This is a genomic window from Methylococcus sp. EFPC2 (genome assembly GCF_016925495.1).
In the GTDB taxonomy this organism is placed as follows: Bacteria; Pseudomonadota; Gammaproteobacteria; order Methylococcales; family Methylococcaceae; genus EFPC2.
Window position 1 is genome coordinate 1493308 of sequence record NZ_CP070491.1, and the last position, 20608, is coordinate 1513915.

Consider the following 20608-nt stretch of genomic DNA (forward strand, 5'->3'; position numbering starts at 1 on the left):
CGCCATGGCCATCATATTCGACGAAATCAGCGCCGAGGTCGCAACGCCCCGCGGCGGCGAACCCGGCGAGCGGGACACGGCATCGCCGCCGGCAAAACCGGCTTTCGACGCCGCCGAATTGCTGCGGCGCGAATTGCAGCTCGCCCACGAACGCCAATACCGGCTGATCGCCGACTGAACGACAAGACCATGGCCGAAACCTCCGTCAGCCAGGACGCCGTCTACAGCGCCCGCCCCACCTTGAGGCTGGAAGGCGCGGAGGATATGCGCGCGACCGAACTGCTGCTGACCATGAAAATGGAAGAGTCGGAAGGCGGCATGAGCGCCCTGGAACTGCGTTTTTCCAACTGGGCGAGCACCCGTAGCGGCGACGCCGAAATCGCTTTCGATGCCGGTTCCAAGCTCAAGCTCGGCGCCGGTATCGAGGTCTATGCCGGCGACGAAACCGCTCCCCGCGAAATTTTCCGCGGCAAGATCACGGCGCTCGAAGCGGACTACAAGACCGGCTCGCCTCCCGAACTGACCGTGCTGGCCGAAGACGCCTTACAGCAGGCGCGCCTGGAGCGGCGCAGCAAGATCTACACGGATCAGTCGCCCGCCGACATCGTCCGTGCCGTCGCCGGCAATCTCGGCCTCACTCCGGTGATTACCGGGCTCGCCAGTCCCACCGCCACCTGGGCGCAATACAACGAAAGCGACCTCGCCTTCCTGCGCCGGCTGCTCGCCCGCTTCGACGCCGACCTGCAGATCGTGGGCAAGGAACTGCACGTTTCGCCGCGCGGGGACGTCCGCCGCGGCGCGCTCGAATTGGCCATGCACGGCCAGCTCGCCCGCGCCAGGGTAATCGCCGATCTTTCCGGCCAGGTGACCGCGGTCAGCGTGCGCGGCTGGAATCCCGTGCAGGGCGCGGCGGTCAAGAGCGAGACCCGCACAGGCACCCATCTCGGACCCGGCCGGGGCAAACCCGGTGCCGAACTGCTGCGCGGGATCTTCGGCGAACGCAGCGAACATATCGGCCATTTCGCCGTGAGCGGCGACGAGGAAGCCGACGCCCTCGCCCAGGCCGCCTACGACCAGCGCGCCCGGCGTTTCCTGCGGGTGGACGGCACCGCGGAAGGCAACGCGCAGTTGCGGGTGGGCGCGCACGTCACTCTCACCGGCTTGGGCGAGCAATTCGACAATACCTATTACGTGGTGCGGGCCTGCCATCTGTTCGATCTGAAACAGGGCTACCGGACCGATTTCATCGCCGAATGCGCCTATCTGGGGGGCGCCTAGATGGACCGCCTCGCTTCGCTCGAGCGGCCCGCCGGCTGGCTGCACGCCAGCCATCTGGGTCTCGTGGTTTCCCTCGACGACCCGCAGGGCCTCAACCGCGTGCAGGTGCGCCTGATCGGATTCGACGATTGCGCCCATCAGGACGCGCCGCTGTGGGCCCGGGTGGTCTGCCCCTTCGCCGGCAAGGAGCGGGGCGCCTTCCTGATGCCGGACCTGGATGACGAAGTCCTGGTGGTGTTCCACAACGGCGACCCCTCCTATCCCCTGATCCTCGGCGGATTGTGGAACGGCGCCAGCCCGGCGCCGGCGGAGATTTCCGGCGGCCAGAACCGTTACAAGGTCATCCGTTCGAAAAACGGGGTGAAACTGACCCTGGACGACCAGCAGGGTCAGGAAAGCTTCATCGTCGAGACGCCCGGCGGACAGAAAATCACCCTCAAGGACGGCCCCGGCAGCGTCACCGTGGAGGATGCCAACGGCAACAGCATCAAGCTCGACAGCTCGGGCATCACGATCAATGCGGCGGCAACGGTCAAGGTCACGGCGGCGAAAGTGGACGTTTCCGCCGGCCTGGTGAATGTCGATACCGCCATGGCGAAGTTTTCCGGGGTGGTGAAATGCGAGACGCTGATCTCGACCTCGGTGATTTCCACCAGTTACACGCCGGGAGCAGGCAACATATGGTAAGCACGACGCACCACCGCGTGGACGTGTCCGCGCCGCGGGAACTGGGCGGCGGGCGCCGGCCCGTGATACTGCAACGGGACGACGAGGACTTCGTCGAAGCGGTGCTGGAAGCCGTGCGCAGCGAGCAGGGACGCGCCGGGCTCGCCGCGAGCATCGCGGCCGCGCGCGCAAGCGACGGCCAGACCCTGAAACTGTTCCAGCCCATCCAGCGCCGCTTCCATGTGGCCTTGATCGAAGCCTGGTGCGACACCCCGGGAAAACCGCGCATCGACCCCGCCAAGGTGGACGCCGCCGGTCTCGTGGTTCGCCGCCTGCGCGGCGGGCAAGTCATAGAAGGCTGGATGCGGGCCGGCGGCAAGCTGCGCGGGTGGGTGCCGGTGGACCGCCTCGGCGATCCCGAGGCGGATCCGCATCCCGCCGTCCGGCTGGCGCGCCGGGCCACCGGCAACGCCCAGATCGACCGCGTGCTCGCCGAACGGCTGACGGAAACCGATCCCAGCCTGTTGTCCGAACACACCGCGCCGATGTTCGTAGCCCCGCCCGACGTCTGCGCGGAATCCGGGCGCACCGTTTACTACGGCATCGTGCAGACATCCAGCAGCGAGCTGGCCGACGCCGAGCCGGACACGGCCGCGCTGTTCGAAGGCTTCGGCCCCGGCAGCGCGGCCTTCACGGAACACCTGGTGCAGCCCCTGCGCGGACAGGCCTACGATTTTCCCGATCCGCCCAATCTCGATCCGAACTCGCCGCACTACCGCAGCTTCGAGAGCACCTGGTACCCGACCCTGTCGTCGGCGAATCAGGCCACGCCCCAGGGCCTGGCCCAATACCGCTTCCTGCAATTGCTGCGTCAGCTGGCGATCGAGTTCGACGCCTTCGGCACATCGCCGCACAGCCTGGCGCTGTATGCCGAACTGCAGACCATCACCCTGACCCATGGTTTGCGCAGGGGCGAGTCTGTGGCGCGCACGGTGCGGGCCGGTACGTTTCTCAAGGACGCGGCGACCGTGCTGCTCGACCGGGATCCGCAGGCGCCGCGCCGCGTCGAAATGCCGCTGCGCTGGCCGGCCCTGGACGCCCAGTCCGCCGCCCGGCTCGCCCAGGCGATGTCGCAGGCCATGCATGCGCGCTTCAGCGCGGTCAAGGGCCGGCCCGGACGCTACGACGATCCCGACGCCCGTTACGTGCTGCGCGCCTTCGTGCGCCTGAAGGCGGAGGGCCAGTGTCCGCCCAAGACCCTGTGGAGCGACTACAGCGAGCCCTTCGTCATCGCCCCCTGGTACGAAGGCGCGGGGCATCCGGCGCAAATCCCCCTGCCCGACGCCACCGACCGCAACCTGCTCAAGTCGCTCAAGCCCAACGTGTCGTTCCTGCTGCCGCCCAAGCTGCAAAACCTGCTCGGCGGCGACCCGAAGAAAATGATGGACGGCGAACTGGACGACTCCGGCATATCGCTGGGCTGGATATGCAGCTTCAGCATACCGATCATCACCTTCTGCGCCTTCATCGTTCTGAACATCTTCCTGTCGCTGTTCGACCTGTTCTTTCGCTGGATGCTGTTCATCAAGATCTGCATCCCCTATCCCAAGTTCGGAGGCAAGTCATGAGCACCGCATTCCGCCCCCTGCTCGGCTGGCCCTTGCTGCCGCTGCCCGACGAGCATGGCCGGCTGGTTTATCCCGACCTGGAGGACAGCGTGCGTCAATACATCCGCGTCATACTCTCCACCCGCCCCGGCGAACAGCTCATGCGTCCCGACTTCGGCGGAGGACTGGACCGTCTGGTGCACGAACCCAACACCCTGGCGACCCGGCGCCGCATCCGCGACCTGGTCCAGGAATCCCTGGCCCGCTGGGAAAAGCGCATTCTGCTGGATCGCGTCGAGGTATGGGAGGTCGAGGGCGAGCCGGGCGAGGTCAGGGTGGAGATCGAGTATCGCCTCGCCCGCACCGGCTCCCCGGCGCGCATGGGGCTCACGGTGCAACTGGAAAGCGGACTCTAAGGACCCGGCCATGCCTATACAGCCACCCAGCCTTGACGACCGGCGCTTCGACGATCTCGTCGAAGAACTGCTGGCGCGCATTCCCGCCCACACCCCGGAGTGGACCAACCCGCGCCTGGGCGATCCCGGACGGACCCTGATCGAGCTTTTCGCCTGGCTAACCGACACCCTGCTCTACCGCGCCAACCTGGTGCCCGAACGGCAGCGCCTGGTATTTCTGTCCCTGCTGGGCAAGAAGCTGGCCCCGGCCTTGCCGGCGACCGGCATCGTCAGCCTGTCCTATGCGCAGGAGCGCGAGCTTGCGGTCACCAGCATCGCCGCCGGCGCGCGCCTGGCCGGGCCGGTACCTTTCGAAACCCTGAGCGAAACGACCATACTCCCGCTTACCGCCGAGGCTTATTACAAGCGCGCGCTCGGCGATGCCGAAACCCAGCGCATGGCCGAAGTGATCGAAGGTTTGAAAGCCGTGCACCGCGTCGCCGGCGCCGCCAAAGCCTACGAGACCACCCCGCTGTTCGACGGCGGACGCGCCGAACCGGGCGGCGTGGACGTGCTGGCGCTCAGCGCCGACCGCGCCCTCTGGCTAGCCCTGCTGGCTCCGCCGGCCGCCCAGCCGCAACAGCAGGAAACGCTGAACGCCACCGTCCGCCAGGCCCTGGGCGGCGGCGACAGCGGCGCCCCGGCCCTGGTGTCCATCGGCGTGGTGCCGGCGATCGCGCTGCCGGAAGGCTTCGACGACTTCATCGACGCCGCCAACCCGCGCGTGCCGGTCCCGGTGCTGTGGGAGATCACCACGCGGGGCAGGAGCGCCAACCTCACCGACTACCTCACCCTGGTTCCGCAGGCCGACGCCACCGCCGGGCTGACCCGCGCCGGCACCCTGCGCCTGGGCCTGCCGGACGAAAGTCAGATCTGGGCGCCGAGCAACGACGTCGAGCAGAATCCCGCCGCCGGGGTGGGCGATGCCCCACCGCGCCTGGACGACCCGGCCAAGGCCGCGCGCCTGATCGCCTGGCTGCGCCTGCGGCCGCAGCCGGACAAGGCGGTGGAACACCTGGCCTTATCGTGGCTGGGCATCAACGCCGTCGCGATCGATCAGCGCATCACCCTCGCCGGCCGGGTGCTGGGCGTCTCCAACGGCGCCGCCGATCAGAGCTTACAATTGCCCCTGCCGTCCTGCGAGGCCGACAGCCTGCGCATCGAGGTCGAGGACCCGGGCCTCGGTTACCGCCCCTGGCAGCGTGTCGACGATCTGGCCGCCATCAGCCCCGATCCGCAGGTGGCGCGGGAAGCGGCGGCCTTCGAGCTCGATGCGGAAGCCGGCGTGCTGCGTTTCGGCGATGGCGTGCGGGGGCGGGTACCGGAACCGCAGATGCGCATCCGGCTGGCCCATGGACGATTCGGCGGCGGCACGGCCGGCAATCTGCCCGCCGGCAGCCTGGGCGCGATCACCGCCACCCGCGTGGACCGGCAGGCCCCGCCTCCCCTCAAGGTCGCGCAACCCCTGCCGACCCTCGGCGGCGTGGACGCGGAGAGCCTGACCCTCGCGGAAAGGCGCATCCCGGCCTTCCTGCGCCATCGCGATCGCGCCGTGACGCCGGAGGATTACCGGCAGCTCGCCCTCGAAACACCGGCCACGGCGGTGGGACGCGTGGAAGTGCTGCCGCGCTTCAAGCCGCGCGACCGCCGCTTCGACGTCGCCGGTGTGGTGAGCGTGATGGCCCTGCCCGCGCAGGACTTCGACCCCAGCGTCAACATCGGACGCAATCCCCGTCCCGACCGGCCCTTCATCGAGCGCGTGCATGGCTGGTTGGCGGCCCGGGTTCCTCTCGCCACCGAGCTCTATGTGATCGGCTGCGAATACGTCGCGCTCGGCCTGTCCGTCGGCGTCAGCCTGCGCGACGGCTACGACCGTGACGGCGTACTGTTCGAAGTGCGGCGGGCGCTCAGACGCCTGTTGTGGCCCCTGCCTCCGGGGGGCGCCGCGGGCAGCGGCTGGCCTTTGGGCGGTACGGTGAAGGAACGCGAACTGGAAGTGGAAATCTCGCGGGTGGCGGGGGTGCGGGAAGTCACCGGCATCCGGCTGTTCGAACGGGCCCGCTTCGACTACGGCGACGATTGGCGCGCCTTGCCGCGCAACACGCCAGACGGCACCCAGATCCTGACGCTCAGGGAATGGCAGTTGCCCGAACTGCTCTCGGTGGTGGCGGTCGACGGTCCCGCCGCGCCGGACAATCTGCGCGCGCTGCCCAATCCCTTCGCCAACGCCGATGCGGTGGCGGTGCCCGTGGTGCCGGAGATCTGCTGATGGACGCCAACGGACAGCGTTTCTGGCTGCTGGCCGGCGAACGCCATTTCCGTTTCCGCGACCATGTCGTCTGGGACGGCCCCTGCCGCGCCTTGAGGCTGGCGAGCGAACGCCGCCTGCCGCCCGCGCCGGAATCGGCCGCCGCCTTCGCTCTGGCCAACACCGCCCTGGAACGCGTCCCGCGCGCGCTGGACCCGCTCGGCACCCTCGCCTACTGGAACGGCGCGGCGAACGCCGTGGTCGCGCGCAGCACTTTGCCCGACGAGGCCGTCACCCTGCCGCTGGCCGGTGCGCCCACGGATCTGCTGGTGGGCTGCGACGGCGTACTCTACTGCGCCCTGAACGATGCCATCCGCATGCACGACCTGCGCGGCCGCTGGGCCGACCAGACGGTGGCCGCGACGGGTTTCGCGCCCTGGCGCCTGGCCGCCCATCCGGACGGCGGCGTGTGGGTGCTGGAGCGTGCCAGCGGCCGGCTGGCCAGGCTGTCCGGATCGCCCCTGCCCGCGGGCCCCTTCGTGGATTATGCCGGCACGGTTTTCCGGCCCTGTCCCGAAAACTGCCATCCGCCGCGCTTCGAAATTCTGGACGACCCCGGCTGGCCGACCGGCGAGCGCCCGGTCGCGCTCGCCAGCCACGCGGAAGGTGGACTGGCCTTGCTCAGCTGGCTGGGCGACGGCAACGCCCGCCTGCGCCTCTACGAAACCGGGACGCGTCGTCTCGCGCCGGCCTGGTCGCTGGTCGACGCTCGCTATGCCTACGCCTTGACCTGGATCGACGCCCAAAAAGTGGCCATCCGCCTGCCGGGCCGACGCGACGCGCCGGTATTCGACTGGGCCCCGGCCGGCGGCGGCGGATCGGTTTTTCCCAGCGGGGACATCTATCCCCTGGCGGCGGAAGCCGAGGAAGCGCCCTTCGTCCACCGCCAGGAAGGTCCGCCGCATTATCCGGTCGCGCTGACCCCGGGCACGCGCGGCGCCGAAGCGCTGCACCGGCTGTCCCGGCCGAGCCTGGCGCGGCGCGGCGAAGCGCGCAACTACCGCGACGACGGCGCTCACCTGATCGACAGCGGGAGCCACACCACGGTCTGGCACCGCCTCTACGCCGAAGCCCAATTGCCGCCCCGCACCGGCTTCGTGGTATGGCTGGCCGCCAGCGCCGAAGCGCAAGCGCCGGCCGCCGACGATGTCGCGGCCTGGCAGCCGCACTGCTTCGGCGAGTCGCCCGATCTCCCGGCAAGCCCGCAGGCGCCGCGGGCGACCTGGGAAAACGGCGCATCCGAACTGCCCCATCATCCCGGCCTGGCGCACTGGGAATACGCCACCGGCCGCGCCGGCCTGCTGAGCGTGTTGATACAGAATGCCGGTGCGCGCGTGCGCGCGCTGGCCGGACGTTACCTCTGGGTGCGGGTCGAACTGCTGGGCGACGGACGCGCCGGACCCCAGATCGCGGCCTTGCGCGTCTACGCCAACCGCTTTTCCTACCGCGATCGTTATCTGCCCCGGCTGTACCGCGAGAGCGTGTTCGGTACGCCGGCCCAACTTCCGGGCGAACGGGTGGCCGGCCTGGCCCTGGCGGCGGCAGCGGACCTGGATGCGGGCGGCGATCCGCCTGCCGGTCTGCGTGAGCGGCTGGAGTCGGCCGGCATAACGATCGGCGCCGTCGCCTCGCTGAGCGTGGAACGTGCCGGCCAGGCCTGGTTGCTGCGGGATCTCGCCGACGCGCGCGCCTGGCGTCTGCTGAGGGAACAGGACGGCATCGGCGTCTACCGCCCGCAAGCCACGCCGGCGGATTTTCTGGAACGCATGCTGGCCAACTTCGAAGGCGTGCTCACGCCGCTGGAAGACCGCATCGCCTCCGCGCACCTGCTCAGCCATCCGCTCGGCGTCCCCCAGGAGAACCTGGACTGGCTCGCGTCCTGGATAGGCGTGGCCTTCGAACCGGCCCTGCCGGCCGAGCGCCGCCGCGACTGGCTGGCCGCCGCGCCGCAACTGGCGCGTACCCACGGCACCCTGCAGGGACTGAAACTGGCGCTGGACATCGCCAGCGGCGGCGGGGTCACGGGCGGCGAAATCGTGGTGGTGGAAGATTTCCGCCTGCGGCGTCTGCTGGCCACCCTGCTGGGCGTGAACCTCAACGAGGAAAACGATCCCCTGCTGCCCGGCCTGATCGTATCCGGCAATTCGGTGGTGGGCGACACCCTGACGCTGAGCGAGCGAGCCGGCGTCGAACTGCTCGCCCTGTTTCGGGCGGAACTGGCGAGCGCCGAGGAAAACGCCGGCGTGATCGAATTTCTCGACCGGCTTGCCCACCGCGCCACGGTACTGGTGCACCAGAGCGTGAGTCCGCAGGACCTGGGTCTGCTGCGCCGGGTGGTCGAGCTGGAAAGCCCGGCCCATGTGATCACCCGGGTCGAGCCCGCTACCTGGCCCTTCCTCGTCGGCGTGGCCAGCCTGATCGGCGTGGACACCTATCTGGGTCCTGCGCGCACGCACCGCCCGGCGCGCACCGACCGCTCCAGCCTGGGCCAGGACTACGTGATCGGCCCGGTTTCGCTGGACCCGCGCATGGCCGGCGCGGCGGCTCCCCCGCCCGCTGCCCCGCCCGTCGCCGATGCCGGCGAAGACTTCGTCACCGCCCACGGAAGTTCCTTCGAACTGCACGGCGAAGGCTCCTCCGCGGCCCCCGGCCGCGAGTTGCGCAATTTCATCTGGCGGCGTCTGCCGCCCGATTAACCCCCGACAGGAGAACCATCATGGCCGAATTTGTGCTCAATCAAGATGTCGTCACCGACGCCTCGTCGGTCGAGGTGACCCTAAACGCCGACCGGCCACTGCCGCTCGGCCGCCACCGTTTCCGGCTCATCGTCGTGGACGACGCCGGCAACCGCTCGGTACCCGACGAAGTGGTGGTCATCATCGCCGACCAGTCCGCGCCGACCGCCATCCTGAACGCCCCCAGCGTCGCCGCATTCGGCAACAGCTTCACCCTGGACGGCAGCCGTTCGTTCGACGTGGGAGGCGGGCGCATCGTCAGCTACACCTGGACTTATCTCGGGCCCTCCCTGGTGATCGGGCCCGTGACGCCCATCAACCCGGTGATACTGGACACGCCCGTCACACCCGTCACACCGGTCGGTCCGGGTTAAGCCGCGATGGCGAGGTTCCGCATCAACGAGCCGATTACCACCCGCGAACCCAGCATCGTGGTCGATGCCGGGCTGGACGCGGGCGTACACCGCTTTCAGCTCGAAGTGCTCGATGCGGCCGGCAATCGCAGCGTCGCCGACATCGTGGCCGTACAAATACAAAGGCCGGTGGTGACCAACCCCGCGCCGACCCTGAGGTCCACGTCGAATCCGGAACCGAGCCCGACCGATGCCGTGCCGACTGCGCCGACGGCACCCGTGAATACGCGTGGGACTACCCGCAGAACAAGGACCTCGCGAGTACGTAACCGCAATCCCAATCCGGAGTGAACCGAAATGAGTGCCGTAAGCCGCCTTCCCCAATCCGACCCCTTGTATGTCCAGCCCAGTCCGAGGCGTTTGGTCTATGCCACCGGCATGTTGCTGGACGCCCAGGACTTCAGCGACGAGCAAACCTATCATCGCGGCCGGCTGGCGGAAGCCCTGGTCTTGCTGTCCGGCGGCGGCACCCTGGCCGGGCTGAGGTGCGGCCACGCGCCGGAAAACGCGGCCACCGGCAGCCCTGAGGAAATTCTCGTGGCGCCGGGCGTGGCCATAGACCGCCTGGGGCGTTTGGTGGAAGTCATCCGTCCCGCCTGTCTGCGCCTGCAGCGCTGGTACGACGGCAGTCTCGCCGGCGACGGCGGCGATACCCTGCGCCGCGCCGCCTACGACAATCCCGGCCGCTTTCTCGGCGCGCGCCTGCGCGCTCAGGCCGGGACCGGCGACGTGCCGGCCATCCCGACGCGTGCCGTGGTGGCGGATGTCTATGTGCGTTTCGTCGCCTGCAGGGAAGGCCTGACCCCCAGTTTCGCCAGCGGACCTTACGACGCGCTGAACGCGGTGAACACCTCGCGCCTGCGGGATGCCTACGAATTGTTGCTGGTGGCCCGAAGCGACGGCCTGGACGACGATTTCAGCGGCCTGCCCGAGCCCGGGCCGGATCTGGCGGACATCGCCGATGCGGACCTGCGCCGGGCCGCGCTGCAGGATGCGGTGCTGGACGCCTGGACCAGCAATGGCCGCAGCGGCCAGGAAGGCCAGATCGCCCCGCCGGCCGGCCATCCGCCGGAACTCGACCCGACCGCCCAGTTCCTGGCCCGCGTGCTCGTGCCGGTGACCGCCGACGATCCTCCGCAGCGCGACGGCAGCGCCGTGCTGGTGGACAACTGGACCCGGCGCTTCGTGCCCAGCGTCAACCTGCTGAGCCGCTGGACGGGAATCTAGGCGGACCGGGGCACAAGGGCATCGACAACAACGCTGACCGAGGAAATCGCCATGAACCTCACGCAAGGCACCAATCGCGAACATCTGAGCCCGGAACAGGTGCGCACCCTGCGCGCCTCGGGCGTGCTGCTGGAAGACCTACGCCGGGAGCGGCCGCGCTGGTTCGACGGACGCTTCCTGACGGCGCGCGATCTGATACGCGAACAACAGTATTTTCTCACCCGGGAAGCGGATCTCGGCCAGGCGGCCGGCAGCGGCGTCGCCACCGGCCTCGCGGTGAGCGAGGCCGGCGACCCGCAATCGCTGAGCATAGCCGCCGGCCATGGCATCACGCCGTCCGGACAACTGGTGCTGCTGGAGCGCGAGGTCGCCGTCCGGCTGACCGACATCCCGATCGCCGAGCAACTGTCGGCCAAATTCGGCCTCGGCCGCCTGCCGGCACCGCCGGCCGTCAGCCGCACGGGCCTGTTCGTGCTGGCGCTGCGGCCGGTGGAATTCACCGCCAATCCGGTCGGTGCCTACCCGACCTCGCTCACCGGGCAAAGAATCGTGGAGGACGGCGACGTCATCGAAGCCACCGCCATCGTGCTGGTGCCCTGGAATGACGACGGCGCCGCCGATGCCCTGGAAATCCGCCGTTCCCGCGCGGCGCGGGCCATATTCGTGGACGGCACGGACCGCGGCGTCTCCGCCAATCTGTTGCCGCTCGCGATGCTGGCGCTCTCGGCCAACTCCCTGGTCTGGATCGACGCCCCCCTGGTGCGCCGTGAACTGGGCGCCGACCGGGCCGACCTGCCGGGCCTGGGTTTCGCCCCGCGCGCCCTGCGCCTGGCCCATCTGCTGCAGCACCAGGAGCAGCTCGCGGACATCGTCGCGACCGCCAACGGCCGCGGCTTTCCGGCCGCCGCCAAATTCGCCGCCCTGCCCCCGGCCGGCCCGCTGCCGCCCGGCGTCGTGAATCCGGCGGACTTCACGCAAAGCTACTTCCCCGTCGAAGTCGACGTGGATTTTTCCATCATCCCGGAGGACGAACTGTCCGCCCTGGTGGAAGAAGCCCTGGCGCTGCCCCCCATCGACCTGGAAGCGGCGTCCGAAACCCTGGAATCCACCGCGGTACTGGTCGTGGCGCCGGTTCCCCGCAGCCAGTGGCGCGCCGTGGTCGCCCGCCTGAACAGCCTGACGCGGGCGGTCAAACCCGCCGCGCCCAATCTGGTGGCGGCGCGCAAGCCGCTGGAAATACTCCAGCGCCTGCGCCTTCCACCGGTGGCACTCACGCCCCTGGACGCGAGCAGCCCTTCCGACGCGGAGTGGCAGCGCCTGGCGCGGCTCGACAATCTTTGGTTCGTGCGCCGGCGCAATCTCGCCTACCGCGAAGACGTGACCGGGACCGCGGTACGCCTGGCCGGCCGGGAGATCGCCAACGAAGCGGACATCATCGGCCGCATGACCGCCCTCGGATTGCAGGACCGGTTCACCCGGCTGACTGAAAGGGCGACCCCGGCCGCCCGTGCCGAACTCGCCAATCTGCTGAGCTCGCCCCGCTTCGTCGACTCGCCCGCCCTCACCGCCGTGGCCTTGGGCGAGTTTTCCCGCAGCGAAACGCTGGACCAGGCCGCCGCGCTGCGCGCCGCCGCCACGGTCACCGCGGCCAACACCGGTTCCGGCCTGAACCGCCTGGAAGCGGCCACCGATATCACCGCCAACTCGGAGGCGCTGGTGCGCCTGGCCGACGATGCCGAATGGCGCACGCTGGACAGCCAGGCGTCGACGGCACGGCTGGAAGAGGTTCCCCAACTCGCGGCCAGAACGGGTGCGCGGCTGACCGGTCCCGCAGGCATTTCGCGCACCACGCCCGGCACCACGGCAACGCCGATACGTCGAACACCCTCCGGGCCCACGGGAGAACCGCAGTGAGCATCACGCCCATCCTGTCCCCGCTGAACAGCGAACGCATACTGCAGTTGTCTCCGGCCGACGCGACGGCGGCGGCCGTCACCTGGCTGCGCCGGCCCAATTTGTTTCCCGGCCGCGCGCTGACCGCGCCGACCCTGGAGGCGCGCCAGCGCTGGGCCGCCGGCCGCGTGGTGCAGCGCGCCCAAGCTTTTACGGCGGGCGTCGTGAACGGCCTGGAAGTGGGCTACGCGGTGACACCCCGCAGCGGCGAGGCCACGCGGGACCGGGTCGTCCTGCACCTATCCGGCGGCCGGGGGCTGGCGGTCAGCGGCGAGGACGTGTGGCTGCCCCGCGGGATCGAGGTGGATTTCCATGCCCTGCCGGTGGTGGCTCCGCCCGACGTCTTCGATCCGGAAGCGGCACCGGGGGACGACACCCCTCCGGGCGGCTTGCGCGCCCGGGCCATCGGACCCACGCTGGGCGAGCTGCTGGCGGTCAACCCGGGCGTGCTGCCGCCGGCCGGGATACTGGTCCTGCAACCGGTTTCCGTCGACCGCGCGGACCTGGATCCCAACGATCCCTGCGACCGTTGCGGCTGCGCCGAAGAAAACGTCAGCTTCGAAGACTGGCGCCTGGCCGATGCCGTGCGCCTGCTCTGGTACGCCTGGCCCACCGAGTATTACGGCCTGCCGGGAGCAGCCGCCGGCCGGCTGCGCAACGCCCTGGCCTATACCGTATTCGAGGCGGAGCGCGCCTTGCCGCCCGATGCCGGCCTGCCCTGGGAACAGTTCGGCGTGCCGGTCGCACTGATCAGCGTGAACGCGGACTACGTGCCGGTCTTTGCCGACCGCAGCGCCGTGGTGCGCCAGGGTGGGCGGGCGCAGGCGAGCCGCCTGCAACGGGATACCGCCTCGCCCTCGACATTGGCCCCTCATCCGCGGCTGGCGCTGTTGTGGCAGGCGAGAATAGAACAGTTCGCCGAGCAGATTGCGGAGTTCGACGCGGTCGCTCCCGACCCGGCGGTCCTGGCCGCATCCTTCCGCCACCTACCCCCCGTCGGCCTGCTGCCGGCGAACGCCTACGACCTCGCGAGCCGGACCAGCGCCTTTTTTCCCGCCGGTTTCGACATCGACGCCGTACCCGTGCCTTACGAACAATTGGATCTCGCGGTGCGGGAGTCAGCCTCCCTGGCGCCCCTGGACTTTTCCCTGGGCGAACGCCTGCGCATCCTGGTGCCCGTGAGCCAGGCCTCTTACGAACCGCGCCTGCTGCTGACCGAAGCCATCGATCCGGAATTCCAGCAAACCCTGAACCGCTTCCTCACCGCCCGGGCCCGCCGCCTCGGCCAGCGGCAAAGCCTGCGCCACAAGATCGCCGTCCTGCAGCGGGCGGTCGACGCCCGGCCGACCGCGGTGCCCGCCATCTCGGACGACGCCTTGGCGCTGGAGCCGGAAGACTTATCGCCCTGGGGGCCTCCACCGCCGGGGGGCGGGCACCGCTCCATCCTGGCTTCCGGCATCCATCAGCATTATTTCCGCTCGGCCAGCGCCACCCTCACACCCGGCACCGGAGAAACGCTGTACGCCTGGGTCTATCTGGATCCGGACACCCCGCCGCGCACCCTGATGCTGCAATGGAACTCCGACGACTGGGAACACCGCGCCTATTGGGGCGAGAACCTGATCGACTGGGGCGGCGACGGCTCGGCCTCGCGGCGCTTCATGGGCGCCCTGCCGCCGTCGGGGCAGTGGTTACGCCTGGAAGTGCCGGCGGTCGCCGTGGGTTTGGGGGGTACCGCGATCTCGGGCATGGCCTTCACCCTGTACGACGGCCGGGCCGCCTACGGTTCCAGCGGTTTTCTGAATGCCGACGACAACGAAGAGGTGTGGTTCAGCAATGCCCTACCCGCGGGCGCGCAGGCGCTGGGCGACTACGCCTGGGAGTTTCTCACCGAAAACGAACTGTGGGGACCCTTCGAGGCCGCCTACGGCGTCGAGCTCGTAGCCGGGCCGGCCACCGCGCCGCCCCCGCCCGCCGGACGCAGTGCCGTGCTGGCCGACCTGGTCGCGGACGCGGATTTCGCGGCGACGCTGTCGGATGCCGAACTGGCGCAACTGCCGGCACGCGGAGTGGAAGGCTTCATCGCCTATCTCAAGACCCGCGCCGACCGCGCCGACGACATCGTCGACTTCAACTTCGTCAAGGTGCAGACCGACATCTACCGGCTGCGCCAACTGGTGCTGAACACCACGGCGGCCACCCGCTTCGCGGTATCGCCCGTACTCGCCGATATCGCCAAGGCGGAAACCGCGACCGCCACCCGGGAACGCATATCCAGCTTCTTCAACGAATTGCGCGCGACGCCCAGCACACCTGGCACGCCCAGCGTCGAACTGCGGGCGATGACCGCTGCGGCGACCGCGGCGCCTGTCGTGGGCCTCGCCCCGGTGGTGGGCGCCGCGCCGCGGGCCGTCGATTCCGGCGTTTCCTCGCTCGCGGCCACGCGGGCCGGGTCCACCTTCACCGGGATCAGAGCCGGCGCGTTTCTCGACACGGAAATCACACCCATTAGAAGGCCTATCGGCCCCATGATAGGCCCCATCCGCTTCGACACCAGCGACGTGGTCAATACCCAGCCGGTGGTCGGCAAGGCGGACATCCGCACCATGAGCATCGCCGACCGCCTGCAGGAGCCTCCGGCCAACAACACGCGCAACTATGCGGCCGCTTCCCGCCACGAAGCGGTGATGTCGCTCATTCGGCTGGCGGACGAACTGGCCGCGGAAGACGGCGGCGTGACCCCCGGCCTGTTCGAAAACATCGACGTCTACGGCCTGGCCGACGACAGTTTTCTTCCCACCAACGGGACCGATCCGGTCGCCCGCCGGCGCCGTCCCCTGAGCTATTTCCTGAGCATCCAGACGCGCGTCACGGCGCTTTCCGGGCTCATCAATCCGCCGGTGCGCCAGAATGCGGACGAAAGCGCCCATTTTTCCGACGCCACCGGCATGGGCGACAACACGGTCGCCCTCTTGCGCCAGGTGGAAGGCCGCATCAAGCGCTATCGCGACATCATCGCCCGCTGCGAGACCGCGCTGGCCACGCTTAGGGCGGACCTGAACGGCGCCCGCTCACGCACGACCGCGGTCGACGATGAGCTGGCGGAAGCGCGCCACGATGTCGCCGTCACCCGCGCCCTGATCAGCGAGGAACAATCGCGTCTGGACGCCATCAACGCCCGGCGCGCCGCGGTCCTCGCCGGCGAGGTCAGATTCCTCGCCTACCTGCGCCCGCGCACGCTCGAGCACCTGGGCGGCGCCCCCTTGCGCAACCTGGATCCCGGCCTGGTGGAAGCGCCGGTGCCCGCCTGTCTGCGCACCCATGCCGACATACCGGACGAACTCGAAGCCATGCTGGCGGTGGTCCGGGAAGCGCCGGCTTCCTGGTTTATCCGCACGCCGGGCCTGCTGGACAGGCTCGACCGGGTCGACGTCCTGGTCAAGGCGGTGCAAAGCGCGCAATGGCGCAGCCAGCTCAGCGCCCAGCGTTCCGGCCTGTCGACCGTGAGTGCCGCGGCTGGCGCCGGCCTCGTCGCCCAGGCGATCGGCAAAACCCGGATCAAGCAGTTGCAGACCGTGAATCTCGCCCGCAGCGCCACCCTGGCGATCGATATCGCACAGCTGAGCGTGCTGGGATGGAAAGCGGTCCGGGAAACGGCCGTGCACGTGGTTTCCCTCGGCGATCTCATCGCCGGCGAACACGGGCGCGGCCAGGTGGCGCGGCAGACGGCGGAATTCTTCGATCAGCTGAGCGGCATCTGCACATGCTTGCATGCCGAATTCTCAGGGGTTCCGCCCTCCATCCGGCTCGACTGGGCGGAAATACTCTCCGAATTCGACACCGCCCCCAATCTGCGCAATCTCGCCAGCCTCACGCGCTGGTCGGAGCTGGATTACCGCGATCGCAAACAGATGCAGGCCTACGTCGACTGGTTGTTCGGCCAGGTCGCGACGAACGAGCCGCGCGCGACGGCGCTGATCAACGACGTGGTCCGCATGTGCCTGCTCCTAGCCAGCCATGCGCCGGTGGGCCGCGTCATCGCGGGCCGGCTGCCGCGTCCGGTCACCGCCCGGCCGGGACTGCGCATCCCCCTGCTCGCCCTGGAACCCGCCAAGATGCGGGTCGGCATGCAGGCGCTGATTTATCGCGCCGATCAGGTGGTCGCGCGTGCGGTGCTGGAAGACGTGGGCGGGAAAGAGCTTTCCGCCAAGGTCGTACACACCGCGGCGGCCAGCGTGGATCTGGACGAAACGGTCCGGGTCCAGTTCAGCGAGGCCGTTACGATAGCCTACTCCACCCGTGCTGCACGGGTGCTCCCGATGTGACCGGTGCCTGCCATGGGCGCCCCGCATCGTACCGTCCGCCGCCTGCGCCTGCGCGCGCCCGACGAAGCCAGCGCGCGGCATACCGCGCTGCGCCTGGAAGATGCCCTGCGCACCGCCAGCCTGCACGACGACAACGGCCGGCTGGTCCTGGTCCGGCGACTGGCGCTGGGGCGTTTGCCCGCGGACGCTACCGCCCAGACGCTGGCCCTGGCGCTGGAGCGCGCGGTCGAGCGACTCGGCGCGTCTTGCCTGTACGGGGGCGACGAAGCCGCGCCTGCGGCCGACGCGGTGTGGTTCCGCGATCCCCTGGACGCGCATGCGGCCCTCGCCTTGCGCCTGCTGGCGGGCAAGACCCTGGACGCCTGGTACTGGCCGCTCGCGGTGCCGGCCTGGGACCGGCAGGCGGGCGTGCAGGACAATCTGCGCGCCCTCGCCTTCGGCCTGGCGGTGCGGGAGGATGCTCCGGCCGCACTGCCGCAGTGGATCGCGACTCTGGTCCATGGCGGTCACGGCGAGCGTCTGTGCGCCTGCCTGCGCGACCAAGACCTGCCCTGGCTGTGGCAAGCCGTCGGCATGGAGCCGCCGGCCCAAGCCGTTCCGCATAGGCCCGCGCCTGCGGCCGAGCCAACACTTCGCGCCACGGGCTACACGACCGCGACGGATCCTGAGAACCGTGCGCGGATCGACCGGGAAGTCGGACAGACCGCCGCGCCCGAAACGGCTCGACGCGCCTTTGTCCGCCGCCTGTGCGAGTCGGCGGGCCGACCGATCCGTCATGAGCAACCCCGCCTCGATCGGCCGAACGACCCCGGCCCGCGTCCCGACCGAGCGAGCGGACTCAGGGATGGCCCGTTTGTTTTAAAGCCGGCACAGGCCCCTGCGCCCGGCCTGCCTCCCGATTTGACGCGGCGGATGACGGCCGAAGCGCGCCGGCAGCACGCCGGCTCCCGTCGGCCGCCCGACCGCGATGAAGAACGGGACGCCCGCCCGGCCGAGGCCGCCCCCGGCGCCATGTCCGCACGGCTCGACCTTTGGCGCCGGCCCGGTCTGGCCACGACCGCAGGCGGCCTGATGTTCCTGGTAGCGGTGCTCAACCGCTGCGCTTATTCGGAATGGTGGCAAAGCCAAGCCGATTGGCAGGCGCAGGAAATCGCCCGCAAAGTCTTGACGCTCCTGCTCGACCGGCTTCATGTCGACGCCGACGATCCGGCCCGCCAACTCGCCGCTCGCCGTAGCGGCCAGCGCGACACGCCCAAGCGGTTCATCGCGCCCGCAGCATGGCGCGATGGCCTCTTGCGTGGAAGGGGCGCGCTACGCCGCTCCATTGCACCGGATGCGGGTTCGATCACCGACCCTTCGGGGCACCTGATCCTCGCCGCCTGGTCGGGACCTTCACCCGAAGCCGCCGCCGAACTGCTCCGCAATGCCCAGCCATCCGCCGCAGCGGAAGCGGAAATGCCGCTGGCGGACAGGGTCGCAGCCGCCTGGCTCACCGCCTGCAGGCGCTGGTTGCGCCGCTATGCCGGCCTGAGCTTGGCGGATGTGGTGCGGCGCCCGGCTTATCTGGCGCACACCCCGACTCACATCGATTTCTGGTTCGATCTCGGCCAGGCCGATCTGCGCCTGCGCCGTGCCGGACTGGACCTCGACCCCGGCTGGGTGCCCTGGCTGGGGCGGGTGGTGAGCTTTCACTATGAACACGAGGTCACCGGGCCATGAGCGCGCCCCAGCCCGTCTTGAATTTGGCGGATTCCGTTATTCCCCTGGCGCGGCGCCTGTTCGCGCTGCTCGCGCCGGCGCGCGTCGAGCCGGGAGCCGAACCCGAAGCGCACTGGCTGGCCGCGCAGAGGGCCGCGTCGGACAGCCACACGCTCGCGCAGACGTTGGCCGACTGGCGGAAAAGACCCTCGCCCGAAGATGTCCATCTGCATCGGCTGGCCAAGCTGTTGCGGCTGTCCGACGCAGAGACCATCGCCCTGGCCCTCGCCCTGGCAGCCGACGTGGATCTGGTCGCAGGCCGTGCGCTGGCCTGGCTGCAGGCCCCCCTGCGCGACGCGCATCCCAGCGTGGGACTGATCGCCTGCCTGGTCGAACAAAGCGGCGTGCCGGTGGCCGCCACGATAGCAAGACTGCTGGACGGCTCTGCCCTCGCCAGCGGACTGTTCATGCTCGAGGTGAAAGGACGCCCCCTCCCCGATGCGCTCCTGCGCCTGCCGCCGGCGCTCGTCAGCGCCCTCTCCGGCGGACGGGGGCACTGGGCGGGCGTGCGGCTGGACGATGGCAGTCTTCCCGCCCTGGCGCCCTCGTTGCAGGAGGAGGCCCGCTCGCGCGCCGCCCGCCTGGGTCGCGGGGCCTTGGTGGTGCGCAGCGGCCATCCGGCGGAGGCGCGCGCCGCCTGTGCCGCGATCGCCGCGGCGCGCGGCCGTTGCGCGGTTTTCATCGAGGGCGAGCCGCCGGCGGGTCTGGGGCCCTGGCTGCTGCTGCACGAAGCCCAGCCCGTGCTGTGCGGCGAACTGTCGCCCGGAGAGCGGCGGCGTCTGCCGCCGCTGCCGGGTTACGGCGATACGGTGCTGGTCGCCTGCGGGCCCGAAGGCGTCTGGGAGGACGACGGCGAGACCCTGGCCGCCTGGCATATCGCGCCGCCGCCTGCGGCCGAGCGCAGCCTGCTTTGGCGCGAACAGGGCTTCGACGAAGCGAGTGCGGAAGCGCTGGGCGCCACGTTTCGCCACTCGGGCGCGCGCATCGCCAAACTGGCCCGTGGCGCCCGCGCCCTCAGCCCGCATCCCGAGCTCGCCCACGTGGCGCGCGCATCCCGCGAAACGGGCCAGGGTGCGCTGGGCAGCCTGGCGGAACTGCTGCCGGAGGAGATCGACGATCATGCGCTGATCCTGCCCGATCCCCTGTGGCGCGAACTGAGGGCTTTGGCCGCGCGTTGCCGGGTCCGCGATACCCTGGCCCAGGAATTGGGCCCAGCGGCACGCGCGCGCTATCGGCCCGGCGTCAAGGCATTGCTCGTAGGGGTTTCGGGCAGCGGCAAGACGCTCGCCTGCGGCTGGCTGGCCAGCCATCTGGGCATGCCACTCTACCGCGTGGATCTGGGCGCCGTCACCAGCAAATACATAGGGGAAACGGAAAAAAACCTCGGCGAGATCTTCGCCCGCGGGGAGCATGCCGAAGCGATCCTGCTCTTCGACGAGGCCGACGCCCTGTTCGGCAAGCGCACCGACGTCAAGGACGCCAACGACCGTTATGCCAACCAGCAGACCAACTACCTGTTGCAGCGCATCGAATCCTTCGACGGCATCGTGCTGGCCACCAGCAACAGCCGTGCGCGCTTCGATTCCGCGTTCACCCGCCGTCTGGACGCGATCATCGAATTCGGCGCGCCCGGCCCGGAGGAGCGTCGCGGTCTGTGGCTGGCGCATCTGGGCGGCGCGCACGCGCTCACGCAGTCCGATATCAATCGCCTCGCCGCGACCTGCGACTTGTCCGGCGGCCATATCCGCAATATCACCCTGGCCGCCAAGGCGATAGCCGGACCGGAGCCTATCGGTCTGCCGGCCCTGCTCGCCGCCCTGGGCTCCGAATACCGCAAGCTGGGCAAGCAAGTACCGGCGGGCCTCGCCGGCCGCCCGGACTGA

Annotated in this window: 14 protein-coding genes; all 14 read left to right on the top strand. The window is 69.8% G+C overall.

Annotated features, from left to right (window positions below; genetic code table 11):
• The first annotated feature begins 4 nt into the window (after nucleotides 1-4).
• The 14 genes from JWZ97_RS06195 to JWZ97_RS06260 are packed head-to-tail and all read left to right on the top strand — an operon-like array spanning nucleotide 5 to nucleotide 20608.
• Nucleotides 5-178 carry a hypothetical protein gene (locus JWZ97_RS06195; protein ID WP_205433926.1) on the top strand — a complete coding sequence of 58 codons (174 nt, stop codon included), beginning with the start codon at nucleotides 5-7 and terminating at the stop codon, nucleotides 176-178.
• Between the two features lie 11 nt (nucleotides 179-189).
• The gene (locus JWZ97_RS06200) at nucleotides 190-1278 is read left to right on the top strand and encodes a phage late control D family protein (protein WP_205433927.1); all 1089 of its coding nucleotides are present in this window, start codon (nucleotides 190-192) and stop codon (nucleotides 1276-1278) included.
• The gene (locus tag JWZ97_RS06205; RefSeq protein ID WP_205433928.1) at nucleotides 1279-1965 is read left to right on the top strand and encodes a phage baseplate assembly protein V; all 687 of its coding nucleotides are present in this window, start codon (nucleotides 1279-1281) and stop codon (nucleotides 1963-1965) included. It abuts the gene before it with no gap.
• Nucleotides 1959-3572, top strand: a complete 1614-nt coding sequence (locus JWZ97_RS06210; RefSeq protein WP_205433929.1) for a hypothetical protein — start codon at nucleotides 1959-1961, stop codon at nucleotides 3570-3572. Before JWZ97_RS06205 ends, JWZ97_RS06210 begins: the two co-directional genes overlap by 7 nt.
• Nucleotides 3569-3967, top strand: coding sequence for a GPW/gp25 family protein (locus JWZ97_RS06215; RefSeq protein WP_205433930.1), 399 nt, complete (start codon nucleotides 3569-3571; stop codon nucleotides 3965-3967). Before JWZ97_RS06210 ends, JWZ97_RS06215 begins: the two co-directional genes overlap by 4 nt.
• Nucleotides 3968-3977: 10 nt before the next feature.
• Nucleotides 3978-6275, top strand: coding sequence for a putative baseplate assembly protein (locus tag JWZ97_RS06220; RefSeq protein WP_205433931.1), 2298 nt, complete (start codon nucleotides 3978-3980; stop codon nucleotides 6273-6275).
• Entirely contained in the window at nucleotides 6275-9010 is a 2736-nt protein-coding gene (locus JWZ97_RS06225) for a phage tail protein (protein ID WP_205433932.1), read from the top strand. Before JWZ97_RS06220 ends, JWZ97_RS06225 begins: the two co-directional genes overlap by 1 nt.
• A gap of 20 nt (nucleotides 9011-9030) precedes the next feature.
• A complete protein-coding gene (locus tag JWZ97_RS06230; RefSeq protein WP_205433933.1) occupies nucleotides 9031-9423 on the top strand; it encodes a hypothetical protein in 393 nt (130 codons plus the stop codon).
• 6 nt (nucleotides 9424-9429) lie between these two features.
• The gene (locus JWZ97_RS06235; RefSeq protein WP_205433934.1) at nucleotides 9430-9753 is read left to right on the top strand and encodes a hypothetical protein; all 324 of its coding nucleotides are present in this window, start codon (nucleotides 9430-9432) and stop codon (nucleotides 9751-9753) included.
• A gap of 6 nt (nucleotides 9754-9759) precedes the next feature.
• Nucleotides 9760-10689 carry a hypothetical protein gene (locus tag JWZ97_RS06240; protein WP_205433935.1) on the top strand — a complete coding sequence of 310 codons (930 nt, stop codon included), beginning with the start codon at nucleotides 9760-9762 and terminating at the stop codon, nucleotides 10687-10689.
• A 51-nt stretch (nucleotides 10690-10740) separates the two neighbouring features.
• Nucleotides 10741-12603 (top strand): hypothetical protein, encoded by a 1863-nt coding sequence (locus JWZ97_RS06245; protein WP_205433936.1) that lies wholly within the window; start codon nucleotides 10741-10743, stop codon nucleotides 12601-12603.
• Nucleotides 12600-16967, top strand: a complete 4368-nt coding sequence (locus tag JWZ97_RS06250) for a hypothetical protein (protein ID WP_205433937.1) — start codon at nucleotides 12600-12602, stop codon at nucleotides 16965-16967. Before JWZ97_RS06245 ends, JWZ97_RS06250 begins: the two co-directional genes overlap by 4 nt.
• 12 nt (nucleotides 16968-16979) lie before the next feature.
• Complete coding sequence (locus tag JWZ97_RS06255) at nucleotides 16980-18686, top strand: hypothetical protein (protein ID WP_205433938.1); 1707 nt, start codon at nucleotides 16980-16982, stop codon at nucleotides 18684-18686.
• Entirely contained in the window at nucleotides 18683-20608 is a 1926-nt protein-coding gene (locus JWZ97_RS06260) for an AAA family ATPase (protein ID WP_205433939.1), read from the top strand. The genes JWZ97_RS06255 and JWZ97_RS06260 overlap by 4 nt, the downstream gene beginning before the upstream one ends.